Genomic DNA, 24,332 nt, shown 5'->3' with positions numbered 1-24,332 from the left:
TTAACTGAATCTCAATTTTTACTTTTAGTTTATAAATTTAATTCATTTATTTGCTCAATATACCTATTCATTGTTTTTTCAATGCCAGCTACATTAATAAGATCTTCTTGAGCAGTTTTTCTAACTTCAAATAATTTTTCACTCGGTAAATTAGAAATTTCAATAATTTTATTTGCAAATTTTTCCGGATCTCCCCTATCAGTTCTGAAACCATTATAACCATCAACAATGACTTCTGGAATAGCTGACATAGAAGTGGTTAATACAGGAACCCCCACAGCCATGGATTCAAAAAGTATTACCGGAAATCCAATAAAATCTCCATTTGCAGCAACTTTACATGGAGACACTAATAAATCAGATGATAATAGTGTATCTGCAACTTCATTAGGGAGCAATTCACCTTTAATGGATATATTTTTTAATCCCAACTCGTTAATCTGATTTTCTAAATCGTTTTGCAAATCACCATATCCATAAATTTCAAACTCAAAATCTTCGTTTTCCAATATTTTTGCAGAATTAATCAGTACATCCAAACCATTTCTTTCTTCAAATCGACATATTGAAACTATTTTTTTAATTTTATTATTTTTTTCTTCAATAGGAACGATCTCATAATTTACAGCCTGCTTAGTAACAACAAGTTTATCTTCACGAGCTCCCCGTCTCATTAAATATTTTTTATGAAAATCACTCAATGTGAAAATTCCTAAACAAAACTGGGAGTCCGAAATCTGCTTAATCTTATTACGTTCATCATTCTCTCGAATAAATATATCATGGGAATTTGCAAACACCGTAAAAGGAATCTTTAATTTTTCAGCTATTGGTAAAGTGAAATTAGTGCAGATCGGATAAACAAAATGTGTATGCATTAAATCAATTTCATATTCCACCAATAATTCTGTTAAATCAAAAATCTCTTCAAAATGAACTTTTTCAACAAAAAAATCTATTTCTATAGGTTTTTCAGATTCTTTATTTGTGAAAACAACAACATTAAATCCATGTTCCTTTAACCATCTAATTTCATTAACAATATGAGTTTGAGAGAGAACCGGAAATGATTCCAATACATATGCAATATTAATTTCTTCCATATCTTTAGGGATTTTGTTTAAATCTAGTCTGTTGAATCTTTTATCCATTATGTGCATCATTTGTTTGGAATTAGATAATTCTGTTTCAAGATTAGTGTTTGATTCTGTTTTATTAGTTAATTCCTTTTGCAAATAGTCAATAGTTTTATCCTTATTCTTTAAATCTTTTTGTAAAAATTTGATTTGCTTCCAGTATCTTTTAATTTGAGTGTTCTTATCTTTTAACATTGCATATGTTGACTCATATCCTGTTTTATAATTCACATAAGCATTACTTTTGAATAATAATCTTTCTCTAAAAGATTCGGGAGATGCAATTTTTTGAGGCAATTTAGTTTGATTTTCAATATCCTCCTCAAGTGAAATTGGTTTTTCATTTTTTAAATACTCAATTTCATCCTCTTTGTTTTTTAAATCATTTTCTAAAATTTTTACTTTCTTTTTATTAGTTTTTGAATCAGATTTAAGTTTTTTAATCTTCTCATTTTTCTTTTCTATCTTATTATTTAAGTTAGATTCCTTATTTTTCAACCTTTTATGTTCTTTTTTATAATAATCCAGTTGATTTTTAAAGGTATGAATCTCATCAGCAAAATACATTGTTGTTTCAAGTAAATTTCCCAAAAGATTTTCTTTATAAGGATATTTAACATCAATATCTCCACAAAAGCTAAAATTCATTGGATGCTCATAAATGCCAATATCTAAATCCTGATCCAATTCATCTTTTCCTTTGTTATTAATTAATGAATATTGTTTTGCAAACTCAGTTACATCATCCATATCAATAGATCCGGTTTCTTTTATCTTATTATACATTACCACATAATGATAACTCTGATTTTCAGAAACAAATTTTCTTGCACGACTATTAGGATAATTATTTAAAACTTTCATCATAGTATGATAAACAGACCTTAACGGAAAATGAGAAATATTTAATTTATCGTAAGATATGTTTGTAATTTGACTTCTAAATTCTGGCAAGATATATAAATAATGATTTCCCATAGATAATTTAACATTATATTTGTCAACTAATTCTTTTGTTAAAATTACTTTACCCTTACTCTCAATAGTTTCATCACGGATGTATTTTATTCTAGATGGAACAAATAAATCATTAACATCATCATGTTTTGTTGGAACGTAAGTTCTCCACAACACGGTATAATAAGAATCATCTGGAATTTCCTCAATAAATTCACGAGGATTGCCAAAATCAGATGTTATGAACTCATCAGCATCAAGAGGGCAAATAATATCTGCACCATATTCATTGATTGCTTTATGTAATAAAAAATTATATTTTTCCTGTGGTTCAAAATATTTATCTTCATCAATTAAAACAACAAAGGGCAAACCTTCCTTTTCTAATTCATTTAAAATATATTTAGTATCATCAGTACTACCATTATCTAGAATAATCATTAAATCAAAAATTTTTGAATGATATCTGACAAAAGATTCTATGATATCCGCTTCATTTTTAATTGTAGAAATTGAAACTATTCTCATAATAATCATCTAAAAGCATAAGAGTTTTATTTTAAAAATTAATATATTATTTAATTATTAGTAACTAATAAAATATATATCTTTTTAAAAAAAAAGATTCTAAAAAATATGATAAATTCAAAAAAATTAATTAACAACCAATTTGGAATAATTCAAAACCATTTTGGATTATTTTTTTATCATAAATATTTCTTCCGTCAAAAATAACTTTTTCATTTAATCTTTCTTGAAGCAAATTATAATCAGGATTCCTAAATTCTTTCCATTCAGTTATTAAAATCAAGGCATCACAATCAGTTGTTGCATCATAACGATTATTTACAAATTCTATACACTTTAAATATTGATTATCAATAGATTTTTTAAATTCATCAATAGCCTCAGGATCATATGCTTTTATCTTTGCACCTTTTTCAATAAGTGAAGTAATTACAACAAGTGATGTAGCTTCACGAACATCATTTGTACCTGGTTTAAAAGATAATCCCCAAATTCCAAAAGTTCGGCCATTTAAATTATCACCAAACCTATCAACAACCTTGTTTACTAAGACCTTTTTTTGATTTATGTTGACCTTTTCCACATTAGACAATAACATCGGTTCGTAACCATTAGATTGTGCGGTAGAAATAAGTGCCTGGACATCTTTTGGAAAACAACTTCCACCATAACCACAACCAGCATAGATAAAATCATATCCAATTCTCCTATCAGAACCAATACCCAAACGCACTTGGCGAACATCCGCTCCAGTAACCTCACAAATATTAGCAACCTCATTCATGAACGAAATTTTAGTAGCAAGCATTGCATTTGCAACATATTTTGTCATTTCAGAAGATTTCACATCCATTAAAACAAAACGGTCATGATTAATGACAAATGAGGAATACAAATCTTTTAATATTTCAAATACTTCCTGTTTTTCAGCGCCGATAACAATACGGTCCGGATGCATGCAGTCTTCAATAGCCCTTCCTTCCTTTAAAAATTCAGGGTTTGATGCAATGTCAATTTTAACTGATGAATTTTTCTCAAATAAAATATCCTCAACATATTTTTTAACTTCAAAACAAGTCCCAATTGGAACTGTGGATTTTATTACAATTAATGAATCATGAGTAATATTATTAGCAATATCCGAAGCGGCTGAAAAAATATAATCTAGATTAGCACTACCATCCTCAGCCATAGGTGTTCCAACCGCAATAAAAATGATATTTGTATTATCAAGCGCTTCTTTAATCTGTGTTGTGAAAATCAAATCTCCCTTTTCCAAACTATTTTTAACCATAGTGTCCAGATTAGGTTCAAAAATTGGTAAAATCCCCTTTTTCAAACCATTGATTTTTTCCTCATCAATATCAACACAGAAAACTTTATTACCCATTTTAGAAAAACATGCGCCAGTGACAAGGCCCACATAGCCAGTTCCTATAACTGTAATATTCATAAATTCACCCATATTTCTTTTTTAAATAATTGTTAAATATCCTGTGAATTCATTTTGATATAAATTTAACAATATTATTCTTAGTTTTATAAAATTTAATGAAATTTTCATCATTATTCCTATATAATTCCTCAAAATTTTTAACATATCTTTCATGCATCTTAATATCTTTTTTTAACCTTCCATTATTATCCAATATTATCATGAAAAATGTATACTTGGTATTGTTATCTAAGAAAAATTTCCACTTCAAGCCATATCTTGTTCTAGAGTCATTTAAATCTAAGAATATTTTCTCAAAAGTAGTGTTATTTTTTAAATATATTCTAATATTCTTTTTAATCTTATCAGAATTACTAACATCAATAAACAGTTCTTCATCATTGTAATTAATTTCAAAGAGATTATCCAACTGTTGAGAAATCAAACGAAGAGATTTTTTAGAATTGCTTAAAATCTTAATATTATCATTGTTATTTTTAATCTTTTTAACATACCTAGAAGATAGTTTTACATCCTTTATCATACCATATTTATTCTCAAATCTAAAATGAATGCCATAAAATTCAAAGAAATTTAATTCATTTAATGGGATTTCAACCTCATAGACGTTTTTATCAGGGATATCAATTTTTTCTACCTCAAAAGAAGAACAAAATTCACTGTAAATTTCATTTTCATTAGCACGGCCTTTAAATAAAATTTCCCCTTTAACCAAATCATAATATTTAGGTATTTCAATATTTTTAAACAAGATAGATTTTTCATTAACACTGATTTCTTCAATATTGATAAATTGAGTCTGCAAGTAACGTATTTCAAATAGTTCATCAGGAATATTTAATGCAGAATCTCTAAATAGAGGTAATTTCCAATAACTTTTACCATTTTCATTGAAAACCTCAGTCTGGTTTGAAAAAGTTATCTGCAACAATTCTTTTAATTCATCATGATGTCCGTTAATAATTAAATATGCTAAAATGTTGTCAAGTTCACTAAACCTATTATCATAGATATTATCTACCTTTTCTTGACCCTTTTTGAATAATTTTAACACTCTATCATAAAAAATTTTTTCAAAATCATCATCATGTAAAATTCCTTTAATAGGAATCAAAGCTCTTCTAAATAATGTGTTGAAATAATTTCTGTAAAAACCACTTAAGTAATCTAAATCATAATCATAAGCATCCATCCGATCTATGAAATTTTTAATATCATGATGTGTCCTACTTAAAGAGTCACTTCTCTTTCTCCATAAATAAACACAATCTGTAATGATTGAGATTTTTTTTGCATGAGAATAAACTCTATGAGTAAAACAACGGTCAGCATAAATTTTTATTTCTTCAGGCATTATCACATTATTATCAATTAACAGGTCCTTTTTAATAATGTTATTCCAATAAAAGACATCAAAGAATAATTCAGGAAATTCATTTATATCTGTAATAACCCTTTCTTTTTTCCATACAAAATTATCTAGAAAATTCATTTCCATTTGATATTTTGCAAATAAATTAGCTTTACCTATAGAAACATCAGCATCAACTTCTTTTGCTTTCTTATATAATTTTTCATATGCATAACTAGGAACAAAATCATCATTATCAACTAAAATTACATATTCTCCGCGAGCAAGTTGAATTCCTAAATTTGCACTAGATGCCAAACCACCATTTTTCTCTTTATCAATTACAAAAACATTATTGTAATCTCTTTCGAATTTTCTGCATATGCTTAAACTGTCATCAGTACTTGCATCATTTATTAACAAAATTTCCAAACCTTCAATTGTCTGGTCAACAAGTGATTGTATACAATTCTCTAAATAAGGTTCACCATTATAAACTAATACTATCGCTGTGAGATTATATTTTTTTGAATCATCCAATTTATTCATTAATCTCATCTCCAAAAACAATATTAATTACATCACTACACGCTGTTCCATGACCTAAACTGCAGTATTTATTATAAAATAACTCATATTTTTCGCTATATTTCTCATTGTACTCATCAATATTCTTAATACAATTAATTAATTCATCATTATCAGTTATTTCTTTTCCAGGGAGATCTTCCTTAACCTCCTGGTATAATCCTCTAAAGTTATAATACCTTTCGAAATCTGGAACAAAGAATAAAATTGGTTTTTTACTGTGGGCAAAATCAAAGAATGAAGATGAATAATCAGTTATTAAAATATCAGAAATTAAATATAAATCGGTTATATCATCCAAATTAGATAAATCAATTATACTATCTGAAATTTCTCCACTCAAATCTAAATTTTCAGATTGGATATAATGTAACCTTAAAATCAAAACATACTCATCAGATAAGTTTTCATGGAATTTTTTTAAGTCTAACAATAATTCAAAATTAACATTATTATCAATATCAACATGATAATCTCTAAATGTTGGCGCATAAAGAATTACTTTTTTATCTTTATCAATATGAAATTTATTTTTAAGTTCAACAATTCTATTGGAATTATCTTGATAAAAAACATCATTTGCAGGATAACCTTTATTTATAACAACACCATCATATTCAAAAGCCCGCCTAAAAGTTCTATCAGCATAATCACAAGGAGATATCAAATAATTCCATGTAAAAGACTCCAACACCACCCTACCTTTTTTAAGCTTAGAATTGGATGAATCAATATCCACACCAAGATGCTTATACGGGATTCCATGAGTAGTTTGTAAATAAATCTGATTATCTCTTTTCAAAATTGGAAAATCAATATTTGACACTAAATAATTTGCCTTTTTTAAGAATGTTTTATAATCTTTAGAGTTGTGCCTAACATACAATGGATTTCCAGGAATTTCAACATCTCCATCATAAGCCCAAATAAAATCAAAAGTTTTATCATAACCCATTTCTAACATCTTTTCATAAATATATTTTGGTTGCCCTGAATAAAATTTACCATGGAAACTTTCAAAAAACACGGTAGGTTTTTTGGAGTTTCTATAATAAAACTCATGTAGTAACTTTTGATTTCGGGTGAATTTATCTATATCATTCTTATTAATAACAATACAATATAAATTAGAATCATAATTTAAATAAAACGCACAACACAATTCATCATTCAAATCAGAAGTATCTTCAAATACTCCTAAAATATATCCATTAGAAATAGATTTTTCATCTAAATAATATCCTTTAATTTTTGATTGATTTAAAACAATATCATCTTTTTTAACCTTAAGTTCCAATTTAAAAATATTATAGAAATAATCTTCACTTAAATCAAAACGAATTTTAGATTTGAACTTTACTTCATTAGAATTTCGCTCATAAGTACAGGGCACATCCATTCGAAAATCTTTAGAATTAATTCTCAATTCAATACAATCAAAATCACAATCATCAAAAAACTCAATCACGCCATAAACAACAAATCCATCTTCATCTTCTTTAAATTCTAGAATATTTGCAATAAAATTGTTTTCATAATAATTAAATGAAATATGAGAATAATTATTTTTAAATGATGCAAAAATTCTTGAATTTTCATGATCAATGAGTTTCTTATTTAGATTTTGAGAATTGAACCTGATTTTATTTAAATATGTCTTACCTAATATGTTTATCATCAAATAAATATCAAATATTCCTAATTCATTAAATTCATTAATTTCACTGAGGGATAATTGTGCTTTTGAATTATGAATCTTTTTTAATATTCTTTTACCTGTTTTTCTATTTTTAAGCATTAAATAAGAATCGCCAAAAGGGATGCCATTTTTTAATTCAAAAAGAAATTTTTCAGAATTTTCAATTATCTCAAAATAACAATTATTAATATTATTTGTGATGTATTTATCCATATTCTTACGAATAAAACCTACTAAATAATTCTTCAAAGCAACACCTCAAAATGAAAAAAATATATTATTAAAGTATATGTTAAAAATACTATTTAAATTCAACTGTTTAAATCATATATATTTTGGTAATTTAACAAAAAACCAAAAAAAAGGAATTACAATCAGTGGAATTCATTTTTTTAAAATGATTTAATACGATTTCACAGGCAGCAATAATACCTCAGAACTCATAAAAAATCAGAACCGCAAAAAATTAATTTAAAATTTGTACTGATCCTCTCTTTTAAAAAATATCAGTGATAACCGGACCATTTGCCCAAATAAGGAACCTTACTAATCACAATAACTATCAGCCAGCTGACTATTAAAATAAATACAATGGTTGCAATCCACAATAAAATCGCTGAAGGCTTGGACAATACCACTCCAGCCAATAATAATTCAAATACCAATCTGAATGTATTATTCATGAGATACATCCCATAACTGGCCTTACTTACTGAAGTAATGAACCTGTTGACTATACTGTTTTCAAATACTTGTCTTATTTTTGAGTATATGCCTGAAGTGCTCTGATGAATATATTTTATCATTACAAACAGTGATCCTGCTTGCAGCAGCTGCACAAATGCCAAGTCCAGTGAAGATTTGATAATTTTTGATTTGGTTGCTTGATAATCATGGAACAAGTCAAAAGGCAAGTTTAATTGTCCGCCCATCTTTAAAACGGATGTGACAATAAATATCAAAAGAGCAATAGTGATAATCTTATTTACAGAAATGTCAAATTCCTTAATTGACAGATAATATCCTAAAACTACAAAGGATATCGGGCCGATAAAGAAGCTCAAATCAATGGAGTGAACCATATGTAGATACAGCATTATCTGATAAAACAGAGACCCCGCTAGAATTACCAAAACAAAATATTCCAATTCTTTCATTGTTGAATTCTGTACAACTTTATTTAATATAGGTATAAAGAAATATACTCCTACAATCAGCCAGAAATACCAGTTATATGAAAATGGATGTTTAAATACTTTACCCAAATAGCTGGGATCATAATAAACACCAATAATATAAATTACAATCCTATGAATGATTAGGAACAATATGAAAGGCAAGATGATTCTTATAAATCTTCTTTTAAAAAAATCTCCCAACTCAATATCTCTATTCAAAAGAAGTGCACCAGTCATCATCAAAAATACCGGAACAGCAAATCGTGTGATTTCAGATAGGCTGTATATTCTGTCTCCAATCAGGTCTGCTCCGTGAAACACTTGAGAAATATGAAGAATAATGATTCCTAGGATAGCCAGAAATCTTAATGTATCATAATATTTAATACGCTCTCTTTTGTGTGACATGATTTTGACCTATTTTAAAAAAATTATTTATTAATTTGAATTTAATGTTATATAATTTTTACTAAAAAAAAGAAAGAACAGCACTCAAACTAAAATGTTTGAGTACCTGCTTCTGGAGATAAACTTACACTTTTTGTATCCAATAACTTATCTCCTGATTCATCGAATAGATTTATTTCAGCATAATCAGGGAAATACCTGTAGGCATCAGCACTGGATACCTCAATAGTTCCACTTGAATCCACGGTTACTGGAACCATGTTTCCATTGTTTAAAGTTGATCCGTCACGGGAGTAGAAAATTTGTACCGTTACCTTCTCACCCGCATATTCCGAACCTACATCAATTGAAGCATAGGTTTTATCTTCAAGTTCACCGCCTGTTGTGAAACTTCCACCCAATATTGTCATTGTATCTGATTCAGCCGAATCATCATCTTGTTGGGAAACATCTGTACCTTGATTTGAATTAAATCCATAAATATAAACAAAAACGCCTGCAAGAACAATTGCAACGATTGCCAAAGCAATGATAAGGAATTTAGTGTTTTCATTCTTTTCGGATTTATCATTCATTGAATTAATCATGTTTTCATGATTAATTTCTTTTTTTAAAGGCGCTCCACATTTTTTACAAAATTTTGCCGAATCCTTATTTTCACTATTACATTTAGGACAACGCATTAACTATCACCCATATGAATACATCAGTTAATCATAATTTGTATACTGCATTAAATATAATTATCTCATCTAATTATACAATTTTTTGAGCTGAATAATGTATCTTTATATTCAGTGACTTTTCCTAAATATGTCACTCATGTTTTTAATTTTGTTCCATAAAACATTACTCTTCGTGCAATAAAATTCCAAAATAACACAATGATTGCTGCAATTATTTTAGAAATCAAATAATATAAACCTAAAATATCAGTGAATAAGTATAATAAAATTTCTGTAAACACTAAACCGATTGTGCTTATAAGCAAAAATAAATTGAATTCAAGAACACGATTGTCAATGTTTTCCTGATTGAACACCCATTTTGTGCTCATTATATAGTTTACAAGTACAGAAATTATAAATGATAGAACACCTGAAATCAGATAATAGATTCCGCAAATGTCACTGAAGAAATACAGGAAAAAGAAATCCACAACAAATGCAGTTCCTCCTACAAAAATGTATCTGAAAAATTGAAGAAACACATTATCAGTTTTCTGCACGAATAGCTTATCAATCAATTTCATTCATCCTTTCTTTTTAGTTCATTCAATAAAATCAAATGACGTTCGAAGTTATCTGCATGCTGCTTTTTCAAAACATGCAATATTACTCCTACAAAAAATGTCATTGCTGCAACTGTGATTATTGTTGAAATCATGATTAGAGTAGGTATCTTTAAAACATAACCTGTACTGAAATATTTAAATAAAATTGGGAAGAAATGGATTCCCGCAATAACTAATAATATAATTGAAGCAATTGTGAAAAAGAATAATGGTCTTTGATCACGAATTAAGGAAAAAATCATCCTTATTACCTTAAAACCATCCTGATAGGTATTCAGTTTTGATTCGCTTCCTTCAATACGGTCCTTATATTCTATTGGTATTTCAATAATATTGAAATTATTCATTAAAGCAAAAACGCTCATTTCAGTTTCGATTTCAAATTCTTTTGATGAAATAGGAAACGATTTTACAAAATCATAATTAAATCCTCTCATTCCAGTCATGATATCCTTCAAATCACTGTTAAAAAAAGTATTGATGAATTTACGGACCATCTTGTTACCTGTATTATGGAATAGCCTGTCATTTTCTTCAAAATAATTGGATGACAGCCGGTCCCCGATAATCATGTCCGCCTTTTTTTCTAAAATTAGTTTTTCGAATTCAACTGCAGCTTTGGCGGGATAGGTATCATCACCATCCACCATTATATAGCAATCGGCATCAATGTCTCTAAACATTGACCTGACCACATTTCCCTTTCCCTGTTTATATTCATATTTTACAATAGCCCCTGCATTTCTAGCGATTTCATCAGTGCCGTCAGTGGAATTGTTATCATACACATAGATATCCGCATGAGGCATCTCCTTTTTAAAATCAGAAACAACCTTTTCAATTGTTGCGGATTCATTATAACACGGGATTAATATTGCAGTTTTCATATCATCAACCAGTAAATAACATTAATAATTAATTTTAAGAAACAAATTGTATATAAATATTTTCTTATTCCTCAAAAAAGCAATGAAAAATTATTTATTATTAATTTCATTAGAATATTTTTAAATTAATGAAAAAATTTGTTGTTATACTAAAAATATGCCAATTTTAATGAAAATTAATAAAGTTCATGTAGTAACATACATGTCCTTACCTTAAATTATTAAAAATTACTATAAAAACCAAATAATGAAAAATTCATTGAAGTAAAATAAAAGTTACATGAAAAAATATGAAAATAATTAAAGCCGTATCAAATTATTTGGATGGTTTGAAAATATGAAAAAAGATGATTAAAAAATTTAATCATAGAATTTTCCCAAGAAATCTTTCATCCTCTGATTTTCTGATGAAAATACTTCTTCAGGAGAGCCTTCCTCCACAATAACACCGCCGTCCATGAAAATTATGGTATCAGCTACGTTACGGGCAAAGGCCATTTCGTGAGTTACAATTACCATTGTCATATGTTCAGCGGCTAGCTCTTTAATGACTGTCAAAATCTCACCAGTCAGCTCAGGATCAAGCGCTGAAGTAGGTTCATCAAAGAATAGGATATCCGGATTCATTGCAAGTGCACGAGCAATTGATACACGTTGCTGCTGACCACCAGATAATTCACAAGGATATGCGTCTTCCTTATCTTCAAGACCCATTTTTTTAAGTAAATCTCTTGCATGAGCATAAACTTCACTTTTTTCCCTCTTTTGAACACGCAACGGTGCATTGGCAATATTTTTCATCACAGAGTGATGTGGAAATAGATTAAAATTCTGGAACACTAAACCAAAAGTTCCATCAAATTTGATTTCACCACTGTCTTCAGTTTCCAAATCTGTTATGCATCTAAGCAATGTGGATTTCCCGGAACCTGACGGTCCAATAATGGCTAAAACTTCACCTTTTTCAACGCTTAGAGAGATATCTTTCAAGACCACATTATCATCAAAACTTTTTTTAAGATTTTTAACTTCCAGTAAACTCATTTTACCACCTATTCATAATAATCCAATCTATTTTCTAAGCGTTCCATTGCAAATGCCACTAAAACATTGAATACATAATAGAATATGCCTGCTACAAGCAATGCTGCAATTGAAGCATCAGCTGCTGCAATCTGTTTAGCTACAGTGAACATTTCAGGAATTGCAATTACAAATGACAGTGAAGTATCTTTTACAAGTGTAATTACTTCATTAGTTACAGAAGGAAGAATTACCTTAACCACTTGAGGCATGATGATTATGAAAAAAGTTTCCAATTTTGAATAACCTAGTACTTGAGCCGCTTCATATTGTCCGCTGTTGATAGATTCGATTCCGCCCCTATAGATTTCAGCAAAGTAAGCTGCATAATTCATAGTAAATGCAATAATAACTGCAATGAATCTGTAATCAGGAGACAGGCTCATACCAAATACATAATATGGTGCGAAAAATACTACGATTAATTGTAACATCAATGGTGTCCCTCTCATGATTGAGATATATACCTTCATCAACCACCTTAACGGTGAAAAACTACTCATTCTTCCTCCAGCAATTGCTAAACCTAAAGGAAGAGAGAATAATAGAGTAAGTAAGAATATCTCAATTGAGGTAACCATACCTCCAAGCAATTGTGAAATAACATTACTTAATATCATTTTAATAATTCTCCCTCACAACTAATTTAAATTATTTAGATATTAATGCGTCTTCAGAAATACCGTATTTTTCAGCGATTTTTAAAACGGTACCGTCTGCAAACATTTCATCTAAAGTTGTTTGTACTTTATCTTTTAAATCAGTGTTTCCTTTTTTAAATCCAACACCATATTTCTCAGTAGTGATGTATTGATCTAATATTGAGAAATCATCGGAGTTGTTTTTGTTTTTGATATCGTACTCTGCTACACCAATATCCATAGCTACTGCGTCACATGCACCGGATTCTAAATCCATGAATGCAGTGTTATAGTCAGCTACTTGATTTAATGTTGCGAATTTTTCTGCAATAGTTTTGTTGTCACCTTCAAGTGCTGCTAATGCAGAAGAGTCTTTTTGTGTTTCTACGGTTTTTCCATCTAAGTCATCTATTGATGAAACACCAGAGTCATTTTTAACAACAAATACTTGTTTGTTGTCAAAGTATGGGTCAGACCATAAGTAATCGTTTTCCCTTCCATCAATGGTGAATCCATTCCAGATACAGTCAATTGAACCAGATTCTAATTCAGCATCTTTAGCATCCCAATCGATTGGTTGTGCTTTAAAAGTCCAATTGTTTCTTTCACAAACTTCTTTTGCTAAGTCTAAGTCGAAACCAGTGTAGTTTCCACTATCGTCCTTATATCCGTAAGGTGGGAATTCTGCATCAAAACCGACAATGAAAGTGTCTGCATCGTTTGCAGTTGCATCACCAGATGATTGATTTCCCCCTAAAAAGTCAAATAAACCAGCGCTTGCGGTACCCATAACTAAAAAAGCTACTAATACCAAAGCAAATAAAATACCTATCTTTTTATTCATTTTAAAACACCAAAATAGTTATAACTATATAGTAGAAATTTTTATCTACTGTATTATATTTTATTTAATAATATATATTAATGTAATTATTAAACGTTCAAATTGAATTATTACTTTTTTAGATTTTTTAGAAATCGAAATGAATTTGACAATTTCAAAGTTTTCGATGAAGATGAATTTTTATTTTTCTTTTTATTATAATCAGAAAGATAATCAGAATATGTTGGGGAATTTATAACCCTATTATACCCATTTAAAGCATATTTTTTCATTTTAGTCTCATCTTTAATCGACATTTTTAAAAATTCTTCTCTAGCTCGATTAAAATAATCTTCAGGTTGTTTTGAAATCCTGTAAAGAAGAATCTGTGCTATCTTAAAAAAGATAAACTCATTTTCAAGTTCATGATAATAGCTATTCTCTCTTAAAAAATCCTCAACCAAATCAATATTTTCAAAGATGTCATATGCATTTGCCGTTGAGTTCAAAATTGAATCAGGATTTGACCTGTAAAAATAAAGGAATTCATTGACAAAGGATATCCTTGAAGCCCTAAGCATGACTTTCACATGAAACAGAATGTCCTCAAAAGATAAGTTTTCAGGGAAATAAAAATCATCAAATGAATCTAAAAAGTCTTTTTTATAAATTTTTAGACATGCTGAAAATGCAGTGTTCATGACATGCTTTTTTACATCACTATATGTGAAGGTGAAATTGGAATAATCAATATCACCGAAAATCTCATCAATTTTAAATTCGACACTCCTATTGTGGACATTTTCATTGTCATCAAACGTTTGAAACTTGAATAGAACAATGTCGGAATTATTAGATAATACATTTGAGTAAAGTTTCTCTAGTGCTGTAATGTCAAGATAATCATCAGAATCTAAAAAATAGATATATTTAGCATTAGCATGCCTTAAACCATTATTTCTAGCGGCCCCAAGTCCCTGATTCTTTTGGTCTATTATTTTTATTCTGTTATCATTTTGACCGTATTCCATTAGAATATCTGACGAGCGATCAGTTGAACCGTCATTGACACATATTATCTCAATATCCCTGAAACTTTGATTGCAAACGCTATCCAAGCATTTTTCCAGATAATTTTCTACATTATAAACAGGTATGATAACAGATATTTCAGGCATATAAACACTCATTAATCAATTTTTAAGTTTTTTGATAGACCTCGATATTTTCCATGCACTTGAAGACTTGATTTCCTTATTTTCCTTTTTGATTTTTTTAACTTTACGTTTTAAATCATTTTTATTTTTGTATTCCTTTTCATACAGTTCATTTAGATAAGTAAACCGATTATTCAAGTAATTATAATCAGTTGAATAAGAATCATCAACATATCCATAATCCTTAAGTATTTTAACCAATGTTTCTAAACAGTCGTTATAATCAGCCATATCTGATTTGTATTTTAAATCAAAACCTGATAAAGTGCTTTCCTTTTCATATAATGCCCATATGTCACTTCCGGATCCTAAATAATCTGAAAGCTTTGAAGGCAAGTAGGGATTAACTTCAAAATTCCCATTTGTAGCCAAATCATTTACAATTAGAACATCGAACTTGGTCGTTGCATTCAAAAAATCCAAATATTCCAATGGCTTTTTAACAATGAACCTCTCTGAAGGAATCAAACTTTTAACCATATTCCTGTTAGACAAATATAAATAAACTCTAATCCTGTCACCATATTTATGATTTAGAGCTTCAACCGCATAAAATAAACTTTCAAAATGTCTTTTGGAATAGTAATCATTGCCGAAATATGCCATGTTAATATGATTTTCATCCAAATCCAAATCAACATCCTTAATATGATAAAATTCATCATTCAATGTTGGATGCATCTCAATTTCGCTTTTATCTAAAACGAAACTTTTGACATCTACTGGAAATTGGTCCAACATGACTTTTCTTTGATTTTCATTTGTAAAAATTATTTTATCGGCAAACAAGTATACAAAATATTCGGCTATGAAATAAGCTGTTGAACCGCTTTCAATTAATTTAAAGTCATATCCAGTATCCTCATTTAAATTGATTATCTCCTTATTGACTTTTGAGATGTAACTTTCATCATCAATAATCATTTCCCGATAGGTTTTTGGCTCATTATCCAAATTAAAAATAAGAGGGTCTGAAAATTCTGCTGTCCAGTAAACTTCAGGGTGATTCATTTTATATTCATAGGCCAAAAAATGATTTGACATTAGCCAGGATCTGGAATAAATTTTCTTATAATCCCCTTTAATAGATTTCATTCCTTCTTTAACGGATTTGAATATGCAATCTGCCCAATCATTATTACAGCCAACATCAACCAATATCCTATCAGATACATAGTCATCTATGAGATTATCTAATTCATTATGCCTTGGAGATTTGATTTGTGACTGCAAGACATCCACCATTTTATTGTTTTCAACAATACGCTTAAAAACGGTTATGCCTGAAACAGATTCCGCCGGAGGGAACAAAAAAGAAATATATAATTCATCACAATCCATATTATATTATTTAATATTACAATATTATAAAATTTTAGAAAACTATTTTCTAAAAATATTGGCCACCTTCCAACTTTTAGAACTTTTCAATGCCTCAAGCTCTTTTAAATGCTTTTTATTGGATTTTTTTAACTTGGAAATCTCCTTTTTATATTTCTTATTCTTTTGCTTTAAATCAAATACCTCAACGGACAATTCAAACTCATTATAATTGTTAGATTTCATTGCAGAATTGTAGATTTCCAAACTTCTCCTTGAACATGAGTCAAGTGTCCCATATCTTTCCAATATATTTTTATGATTTAAAAAATAATCTTTCAATTTAATATAAAATCCGTTTTTATATTTATCCTCAAGCTGTCTGAAGCGATGATAAAAGTCAAAGCACTGCCTGTCAAACATTTGAAGATGAAACTCATCATATTCACCTATTTCCTGTATATAATCAATTATTAAATCATAAATGTCAATGCAGTCTGTGAATTTGTCATGATATGAGTTTGTTATAGAATTGGAACGAATTCTTCGATGATAAAGATGTTTATCAGCAAAATAAATTCTTTGAGCTTTCAATAATGTTTTTATGGAGAAAAGATTATCTTCAAAAATCAATCCTTCAGGAAATCGGATATCAGAAATCATTTCCTTTCTGAATAATTTTGATGTTATGCTTACGGACACATCGAAAAGGCAATCCTTGATATCATTCCAACTAAAAACATCATCCCCAACAATTTCACTTAAAAAATCCATCTCAAAATAAGGGGAAGTAGATTCCTTTCCTGTTTTGTTGAAATTGGTAATCTTAAACATCAATATATCAAGATTTTTATCTTCTGAAGTGGTGTAGAGATAATCCAGGGAATCCAAATCCAAATAATCATCAGAATCTAAAAATAGAATGTATTCACCTTGTGCAATGTCTAAAGCAACATTTCTGGCAACGCCGACACCAACATGATTTTGGTCAATAACCTTTATTCGAGAATCATTTTTCCCATATTCTTCCAATATTTCAAGAGAATTATCACTAGAACCATCATTTATGCAAATGACTTCGATATCGACCAATGTTTGATTAACCACACTGTCAATGCATTCTTTCAAGAAATCCTGAGTATTAAAAACGGGGATAATTACTGAAACTTTAATCAATACTAACAACTCAACCTATTTTTTCCAAATCTTTTCAACAATTCTTTTAGAGGCGTTTCCATCTTCAATGCTGCAGAACCTTTCATAAAACTGATCATATTTTTCCTTATATTCCTCTTTTAACTGGTCAATGTTTCGAATTGCATCAATTACTTCATCAGTAGTTTTTAAAAGGGGTCCTGGAACATCTTCATGGATATCAATGTAAAATCCTCTCAATACATTCTCATATTTTTCCAAGTCATAAGTATAGTATAATATCGGTCTTTTAAGGTTTGCAAAATCAAAGAATACACTAGAATAATCTGTGATTAAAATATCACTTATCAAGTATAATTCCGCAATATCATTATATTTGCTTACATCAATTGCAAAATCTTCGGCACCAGTCAAATCAAGCTTATCAGCAATAAAATAATGAGTTCTAATCAATATAATATATTCATCATTAAATGCATCCTTTAATTTATCCAATTCCAATTTTAATTGGAATTTAATCATCCCTGCATCAATAAACTCATCATCCCTCCATGTTGGAGCATATAAAATGATTTTTTTATCATTTGGAATGTTCAAACTTGACTTAATCTGGTTAACCTTTTCCTCATCCGCATTGTAGAGAATGTCATTTCTAGGATATCCTGATTCAAAAATTTCCTTCTGATATCCGAAACAGCTTTTCAATATATCTGTTGTATACCTGTTTGGAGATATCAGATAATCCCATTGCTTAGAAATATTAACATATGAATGTTTTATAAATGGATTCATGGTATAGACATTTCCAATATCCAAACCCAATTTTTTAAGTGGAGTACCATGCCATGTAGAAACAATCACCTGTTCATCCCTTTTAGCCAAAGGCGCAAATTGCCTTCCATTAATAACCCAATATTTGGAACGCGCAACCTCTTTAAAATATTCTAGGGAAAATCTGGTCACTCTTTTGGGATTTCCAGGAATCTTGACCTTTTTATCATTCAATACCCATACAAAATCATACTCATCATTATAGTTCTCATACAGATATTCATATATGTATTTTGGACTGTCTGAGTAATAATCTCCTTTAAAACTACAAAAAATGATTTGATTAGTCTTAATTTCTTTTTTATTGAAGATTTTATAGTATATTGCTGTTTTAATTCTTAAAATGTTTTTCATTTCAAGAAGCTTGTTGAAATTAATTCTGATTTTAAGTAATTTGCGAAGCTTATTTTTATCCCTTGCCTGAAGTGCTTTCAATTCCCTTTTTTTGAAAAATGATACGTTTTCAAAGCTAACATCCTGAACCAAGTCGGCGTAAAGATCAAAGTATTCATTTCTCCATTTGTTATTGGAATCTGAATAAAATTTAATCGAATAAACCTCATAAAAATATGTGAATAATTTTTGATTCATTATTTCCTTTAATAAACTATTATTTAATGATTTATAGGCTTTTTTATAATTTTGTGCATAAACCAGAAATCCTTCATCTTCCATTTCCTGATTTAGACAAGGCACATTAACAAAATCATCACTTAATCTTTTTGCATATAATGCATCCTCAACACCAACCATTGAATTGACATTATTCATTACATTAACCATAAAGTCATAGTCGCATTGATACCTTACAGATTCATCAAAAAAGAGATCAGAAATCTTTTCCCTCTTAATCAGGCAGTGCAGTACCGACAATACCTCAAACTTATCGGTTTTATCACCAACCAACAATCTTAATGAAAATTCCTCATCACTTAATTTATCTTTGGTTAAAGGATATTTTTTTAATCTTGCAAGCATTTCAAAGATTTCACTAAAACGGTCCCTTATATATCCGCCGAGGATTTTCTCACCATTAATAAAATCAGCATTTGTAGATTTCGCAACGTTTATAAGTTTTGATAATCCATCAAGATAGATGTAATCATCGCTATCAATGAAATACACATACTCCCCTTTTGCTATTTTTAATGCTTCATTTCTAGCTTTTGAAACACCAATTTCACTTTCAAATGATTTTGTAACAATATTCAAATCATAACTGTTCAACAGTTCATCAATATCTTCAGTTACTCCATTCAAAATTAGGATAATCTCTTCATCAGTTAAATTTTGCTCAGACAAGCTATCCAAACAGTCTTTTAAATACCTTTTCGGCCTATTAAATGGAATTATAATACTTACAAATGTCATTTGAATATCCTCTTACCGCTTTTCTTAATAAAATCTTTTAATTTGACTTTTTGAGATACTTTATTTCTATCAATGACATATTTTATAACTTCATCGGAGGAATTGCCACTATGCAATGAGCAGAACTCATCATAAAATTCCTTATAGAATGGAGCGTCCCTTACATCAAGATTATCATACAATTCCTCTTCATTTTTACAGACGACACCACAATTCACTTTATTTATATCAAAATAAACTCCACGAGTTTTGGTTTCATATTCCTCCAAATCAGGAACATAATAAATCACAGGTTTTTTACTGCAATACCAATCAAAAACAATTGAAGAGTAATCAGTGATTAAAATATCAGAAGCACACATTAATTCAACTGCATCATCCCAATCGCTAACATCAATAATATTCTCTGAATATTCTAAGGTTTCATCTGAATCCAGTAAATGATGGAACCTTATTAACAATATAGAATTATTAGGAGCGTTTTTTAAGAATTCTTGAGGGTTAAAAAATAATCCGTAAGGTTGATCCAAATTCCTTAAAGATTTACGATTTCCCCAAGTGGGAGCGTATAAATAAACTAATTTATCTTCCGAAATTCCAAATTTTTCACGAATTTCGATTCTTTTAGACTCATATTTTTCTTTATCATAAAAGATATCATTAGCGGGATATCCTTTTTCTAAAATTTTGCCTTTATATTTAAAACATGACGCAAATTTTTCAGTTGAATAATGATTAGGACTTAACAATACATCCCAACCAGTGGACTTTACATAAAAATGAGGTGAAGTTCTACCTTTTGCATGTTGTTTTAAATCAACATCCCAATGTAATTTTTTATAAGGCGTTCCATGCCAAGTCTGTAAATAAAATGTTTCTTTTCTCAAATACCAAACAGGAAATAAAGTATTATTGACTACAACAGATGCTTTAGCTAGATACTCATAATATTCATCAGATTTTCTCTTAACTACAATTGAATCTCCAGGAATATTGCTTTTATCGCCATTATATCCCCATACATAAGTATAATCCGGATATAATTCCAACATGCGCTCATAAATATATCTTGGATTACCAGTATACTGTTTTGAGAGATTACTTTCAAAAAAGAATAAGTTTTCATCAATAGGGAAGTTATTTGAGGCTTTTTTATATTTTTTTGGAATTCCATATTTTCTATATTTAGCAATTTCATTGAATAATTCGGGATTAGTGTAAAATAGTTCATCTTCCAATTCTTTTTTGGATTTATCCCCAAAATAATCAGAGATATATTTTTGAATATCTTTATAACCCATTTACCCACCCATTAAATCTTTTTAAATATCCTAAGATAAATATTGTTAACTTTATATTTTAACCAACCACCAGTTGATTTGATAATTTTTATTTCCTTTTTTAAGGCTTTGTTTTCTTTTTTTAATTGATGATTTTTTTCAAGAAGGTATTTGAAATTTCTTTGCTTTTTAAGTTTTTCATTTTTGATTTTGACAGAATTCGATAACTTCCTATTACGTGCCTTTAAATCATTTATTTCATTTTTTAAATATTTTTGAAATTGAATTAACTCAATCAGATCATCCCACATATCATTTAAAAACAAAAGATATTTTACTTTATCAATACCATCTAACTCTTCAAATACTTCAATAGGGAAGTTTAAAACCAACGGTTTTACTTCATCACACATGACCTGTTTATATTCAGAACTACAAGAATCTAATTGATCTATGAATTGTAAAATATCTATTTCGACTAATTTTTGATAAAAAATATTCAATAAACTTTTATTTTTACTATTTGAGTTTAAAAGATCCAAAATCTTATTGATTATTGTCAACCTATCTTTAAGATTTTTTATTTCTGATACAGATTGAGTCACAGATTTTTTATAGCCGTATCTGACTCTCCAGTAATATTTAACATCAGGATATACTCCAAGATTAACGCTTGCACATAAAACCTGCATTGAAAACAACAAATCCTCATATAAAACATTTTCTAGAAACTTAAAGTTATGACGTTTTATGAAATCATTTTTAAGAAATTTTGATATACTTGTATCATAAATTAAGTTTTTATGCTCAAAAACATTGGTTTGAGTATAAACTTTATCATAACCCGCTTTTGAATGCAAAACACTTTTCCACTCAATCATTTCATCATTGAAACGTACAGCATCAAAAACAACTAAATCATGATTATAATTATTGGCAAAGTTATATAATTTCTCATATGCGTCCTTTTGCATTAAATCATCAGAATCCAAGAAAGTTACATACTCTCCAGTTGCTATTTCAAGACCCCTATTTCTTGAAATTGATTGGCCCTGATTAAATTTATTTTTTAAAAGTTTTATCCTATCATCACTGTTAACATAATGATTTAAAATTTCAGATGAATTATCATTTGAAGCATCATCAATGCATATTATTTCAATGTTTTTAAGTGTTTGATTGCATAAACTATCCAAACAATCTTCCAAATATTCCTCAGTATTATATACGGGTATTATTATACTAACTAACGGATTATTTTTCATATTTTCACTATTTTAATAAAATTGCTATACTTCCATCTGAATCTTCAAATATTCTGATTTTTTTACCATTATAATCAACAGTTTGCTCTTTAAAATCAACAAAAGCATCTTTCATTAATTTAATTGTAAAGAATTTAGTTTTTATAAACAAATTATATTTTGTATTTTCATCAAGACTATACTTCCAAATTAATTCTAGTTCGTTTTTCAATCTAATTTTTGAGCTTGTATCAACATTAGTGAAATATACTTGGTCATATTTATAAATAACAGCAATTTTATAACGTGTAGCCCCACTACTCTGTGGAATTAAAGTCATTGCTCGATTATCAACATGATATTTAAAGAAATTTCGGCAATATCCATTAACAATTGAAAAATTACCTAAATGGGTAAAATGAAACAATAAATATTTATTTTTATTTAATTTAATAATGTCATTTTTGTTTTTTTCAAATAATCTTTCTTTAACTCTAAATAATTCATAATTATCATTACTGTATGTGACTTTTAAGTGAACATCAAAAATGTTAATGTTTCGAATATCCTCGATTTTAACTTTGCCGCTATAAACATGATTATCAATTTCATCTAATTTAAATTCATAAATATTATTTATTTTTAGGGTCTCAATTTTTGTTAAACCTCTTAATGAAACTTTTACTTCCTTAATAGCTATATTTTGAGGAAATGATATATTATTAAAGTAGATATATTTAGAATCGGATGAAATATCTTCAATATCTATGAAATTATCCTCAATTTTTTTTATTTCAAACAATTCATCTGGAATATTATATTCAGGATTATCAAAGTATTTTATATTCCAATAGACTTTCCCATCACGTGTAACGGTTGAACGTTCAAACAACTCAAAATTTAAAAAGTTTTCTAACTCCTTATCCATATCATTCAATATAAAGTAAAAAAAGATATTGTATCTTTTATCCAAATCATTATCATATAAATCATCAATATTTGATAATATTACTTTTATTTCTTTCAGATATTCCCATTTGAACGTGTCATCCTGAAGTATCCCTCTAATTGGATAAAAAAACCTCTCCATATATGTTTTAATAGCATAATTAAAGTATTTTTCAATACCTGCTTCTGCAAAGTATTCCTTTACATAATAAAAGGTCGACAATCGATCCTTCATGTTTGAAATATCCTGTAAACTTTTACTTACTGAAGTATCACTATTTCCTTTAATAATGTCTTCTTGAGCACGTCTTCGCCAATAATAAACAACATCTGGAATAATGCTAATTTTATCCGCAAAGGAATACGCCCTAAACACCAACGGCACATCAGCATAGATTTTGCCAGGAATCATGTAAATATCATGTTCTTCAACCAACTTGCGCCTATAAATTTTATTCCAGTAGAAAACATCATAATAAATATCTTTAAATTCATCAACAGTGAATGTACGTTCTTCCTCCCAAATATCATGGCTAAATGTAATTTCTCTTTGAATTCCACTTACATACTTAACCGGCTTTCCTGCAACAATATCTGAATCTGTTTCTTTTGCTTTATTATATAATTTCTCATAAGCATCTTCAACAACAATATCATCAGAATCTATAATTGCCACATATTCTCCTTTTGCAATTTTAAGACCATTATTTCCTGCAACAGCTCCACCTTGATTTTTCTGATCAATTATTGTTATGTTATCATATTTTCTTGCATACTGTTTTAAAATATTTAAACTGTTATCAGTACTTTCATCATTAACACAGATAATTTCCATATCCTCCAATGTTTGATTTATAAGTGAATCCAAACAGTCTTCAAGATAATATTCTGTATTATAAACTAAAACCACAACTGATACTTTGTATTCATTACTCAT

Annotated in this window: 18 protein-coding genes; all 18 read right to left on the bottom strand. The window is 28.6% G+C overall.

The features are described from left to right. Window positions 1-29: 29 nt before the first annotated feature. Complete coding sequence (locus ACJMML_RS07145; protein WP_405306644.1) at window positions 30-2,621, bottom strand: glycosyltransferase; 2,592 nt, start codon at window positions 2,619-2,621, stop codon at window positions 30-32. Between the two features lie 130 nt (window positions 2,622-2,751). Continuing rightward, the gene (locus tag ACJMML_RS07140; protein WP_405306643.1) at window positions 2,752-4,074 is read right to left on the bottom strand and encodes a UDP-glucose dehydrogenase family protein; all 1,323 of its coding nucleotides are present in this window, start codon (window positions 4,072-4,074) and stop codon (window positions 2,752-2,754) included. Window positions 4,075-4,123: 49 nt separating this feature from the next. Then, entirely contained in the window at window positions 4,124-5,977 is a 1,854-nt protein-coding gene (locus tag ACJMML_RS07135) for a glycosyltransferase family 2 protein (protein WP_405306642.1), read from the bottom strand. Beyond that, window positions 5,970-7,964, bottom strand: coding sequence for a CDP-glycerol glycerophosphotransferase family protein (locus ACJMML_RS07130; RefSeq protein ID WP_405306641.1), 1,995 nt, complete (start codon window positions 7,962-7,964; stop codon window positions 5,970-5,972). Before ACJMML_RS07130 ends, ACJMML_RS07135 begins: the two co-directional genes overlap by 8 nt. Window positions 7,965-8,221: 257 nt before the next feature. Beyond that, on the bottom strand, window positions 8,222-9,301 hold the full coding sequence (locus ACJMML_RS07125; RefSeq protein WP_405306640.1) for an acyltransferase: 1,080 nt from the start codon (window positions 9,299-9,301) through the stop codon (window positions 8,222-8,224). Window positions 9,302-9,390: 89 nt separating this feature from the next. Further along, entirely contained in the window at window positions 9,391-9,984 is a 594-nt protein-coding gene (locus ACJMML_RS07120; protein WP_405306639.1) for a zinc ribbon domain-containing protein, read from the bottom strand. A gap of 137 nt (window positions 9,985-10,121) precedes the next feature. Further along, complete coding sequence (locus ACJMML_RS07115; RefSeq protein ID WP_405306638.1) at window positions 10,122-10,553, bottom strand: GtrA family protein; 432 nt, start codon at window positions 10,551-10,553, stop codon at window positions 10,122-10,124. Further along, a complete protein-coding gene (locus tag ACJMML_RS07110; RefSeq protein ID WP_405306637.1) occupies window positions 10,550-11,482 on the bottom strand; it encodes a glycosyltransferase family 2 protein in 933 nt (310 codons plus the stop codon). The genes ACJMML_RS07115 and ACJMML_RS07110 overlap by 4 nt, the downstream gene beginning before the upstream one ends. A 360-nt stretch (window positions 11,483-11,842) precedes the next feature. Further along, complete coding sequence (locus tag ACJMML_RS07105; protein ID WP_405306636.1) at window positions 11,843-12,526, bottom strand: amino acid ABC transporter ATP-binding protein; 684 nt, start codon at window positions 12,524-12,526, stop codon at window positions 11,843-11,845. 8 nt (window positions 12,527-12,534) lie between these two features. Beyond that, complete coding sequence (locus ACJMML_RS07100) at window positions 12,535-13,185, bottom strand: amino acid ABC transporter permease (protein WP_405306635.1); 651 nt, start codon at window positions 13,183-13,185, stop codon at window positions 12,535-12,537. Window positions 13,186-13,216: 31 nt separating this feature from the next. Next, window positions 13,217-14,050 carry an amino acid ABC transporter substrate-binding protein gene (locus ACJMML_RS07095; protein WP_405306634.1) on the bottom strand — a complete coding sequence of 278 codons (834 nt, stop codon included), beginning with the start codon at window positions 14,048-14,050 and terminating at the stop codon, window positions 13,217-13,219. A gap of 110 nt (window positions 14,051-14,160) precedes the next feature. Continuing rightward, on the bottom strand, window positions 14,161-15,207 hold the full coding sequence (locus ACJMML_RS07090) for a glycosyltransferase family 2 protein (protein ID WP_405306633.1): 1,047 nt from the start codon (window positions 15,205-15,207) through the stop codon (window positions 14,161-14,163). Between the two features lie 15 nt (window positions 15,208-15,222). Next, window positions 15,223-16,587, bottom strand: a complete 1,365-nt coding sequence (locus ACJMML_RS07085) for a hypothetical protein (RefSeq protein WP_405306632.1) — start codon at window positions 16,585-16,587, stop codon at window positions 15,223-15,225. A gap of 42 nt (window positions 16,588-16,629) precedes the next feature. Then, window positions 16,630-17,742, bottom strand: a complete 1,113-nt coding sequence (locus ACJMML_RS07080; RefSeq protein ID WP_405306631.1) for a glycosyltransferase family 2 protein — start codon at window positions 17,740-17,742, stop codon at window positions 16,630-16,632. Window positions 17,743-17,757: 15 nt separating this feature from the next. Next, complete coding sequence (locus tag ACJMML_RS07075; RefSeq protein WP_405306630.1) at window positions 17,758-19,923, bottom strand: CDP-glycerol glycerophosphotransferase family protein; 2,166 nt, start codon at window positions 19,921-19,923, stop codon at window positions 17,758-17,760. Further along, complete coding sequence (locus ACJMML_RS07070) at window positions 19,920-21,224, bottom strand: CDP-glycerol glycerophosphotransferase family protein (RefSeq protein ID WP_405306629.1); 1,305 nt, start codon at window positions 21,222-21,224, stop codon at window positions 19,920-19,922. Before ACJMML_RS07070 ends, ACJMML_RS07075 begins: the two co-directional genes overlap by 4 nt. Window positions 21,225-21,235: 11 nt before the next feature. Then, window positions 21,236-22,468, bottom strand: coding sequence for a glycosyltransferase family 2 protein (locus ACJMML_RS07065; protein ID WP_405306628.1), 1,233 nt, complete (start codon window positions 22,466-22,468; stop codon window positions 21,236-21,238). 7 nt (window positions 22,469-22,475) lie between these two features. Further along, window positions 22,476-24,332, bottom strand: a complete 1,857-nt coding sequence (locus ACJMML_RS07060) for a glycosyltransferase (protein WP_405306627.1) — start codon at window positions 24,330-24,332, stop codon at window positions 22,476-22,478.

Source organism: Methanobrevibacter sp., assembly GCF_045130115.1.
In the GTDB taxonomy this organism is placed as follows: domain Archaea; phylum Methanobacteriota; class Methanobacteria; order Methanobacteriales; family Methanobacteriaceae; genus Methanocatella.
Note: the sequence above shows the minus strand (reverse complement) of the source record. Positions and strands in the feature narration are given on the sequence as shown.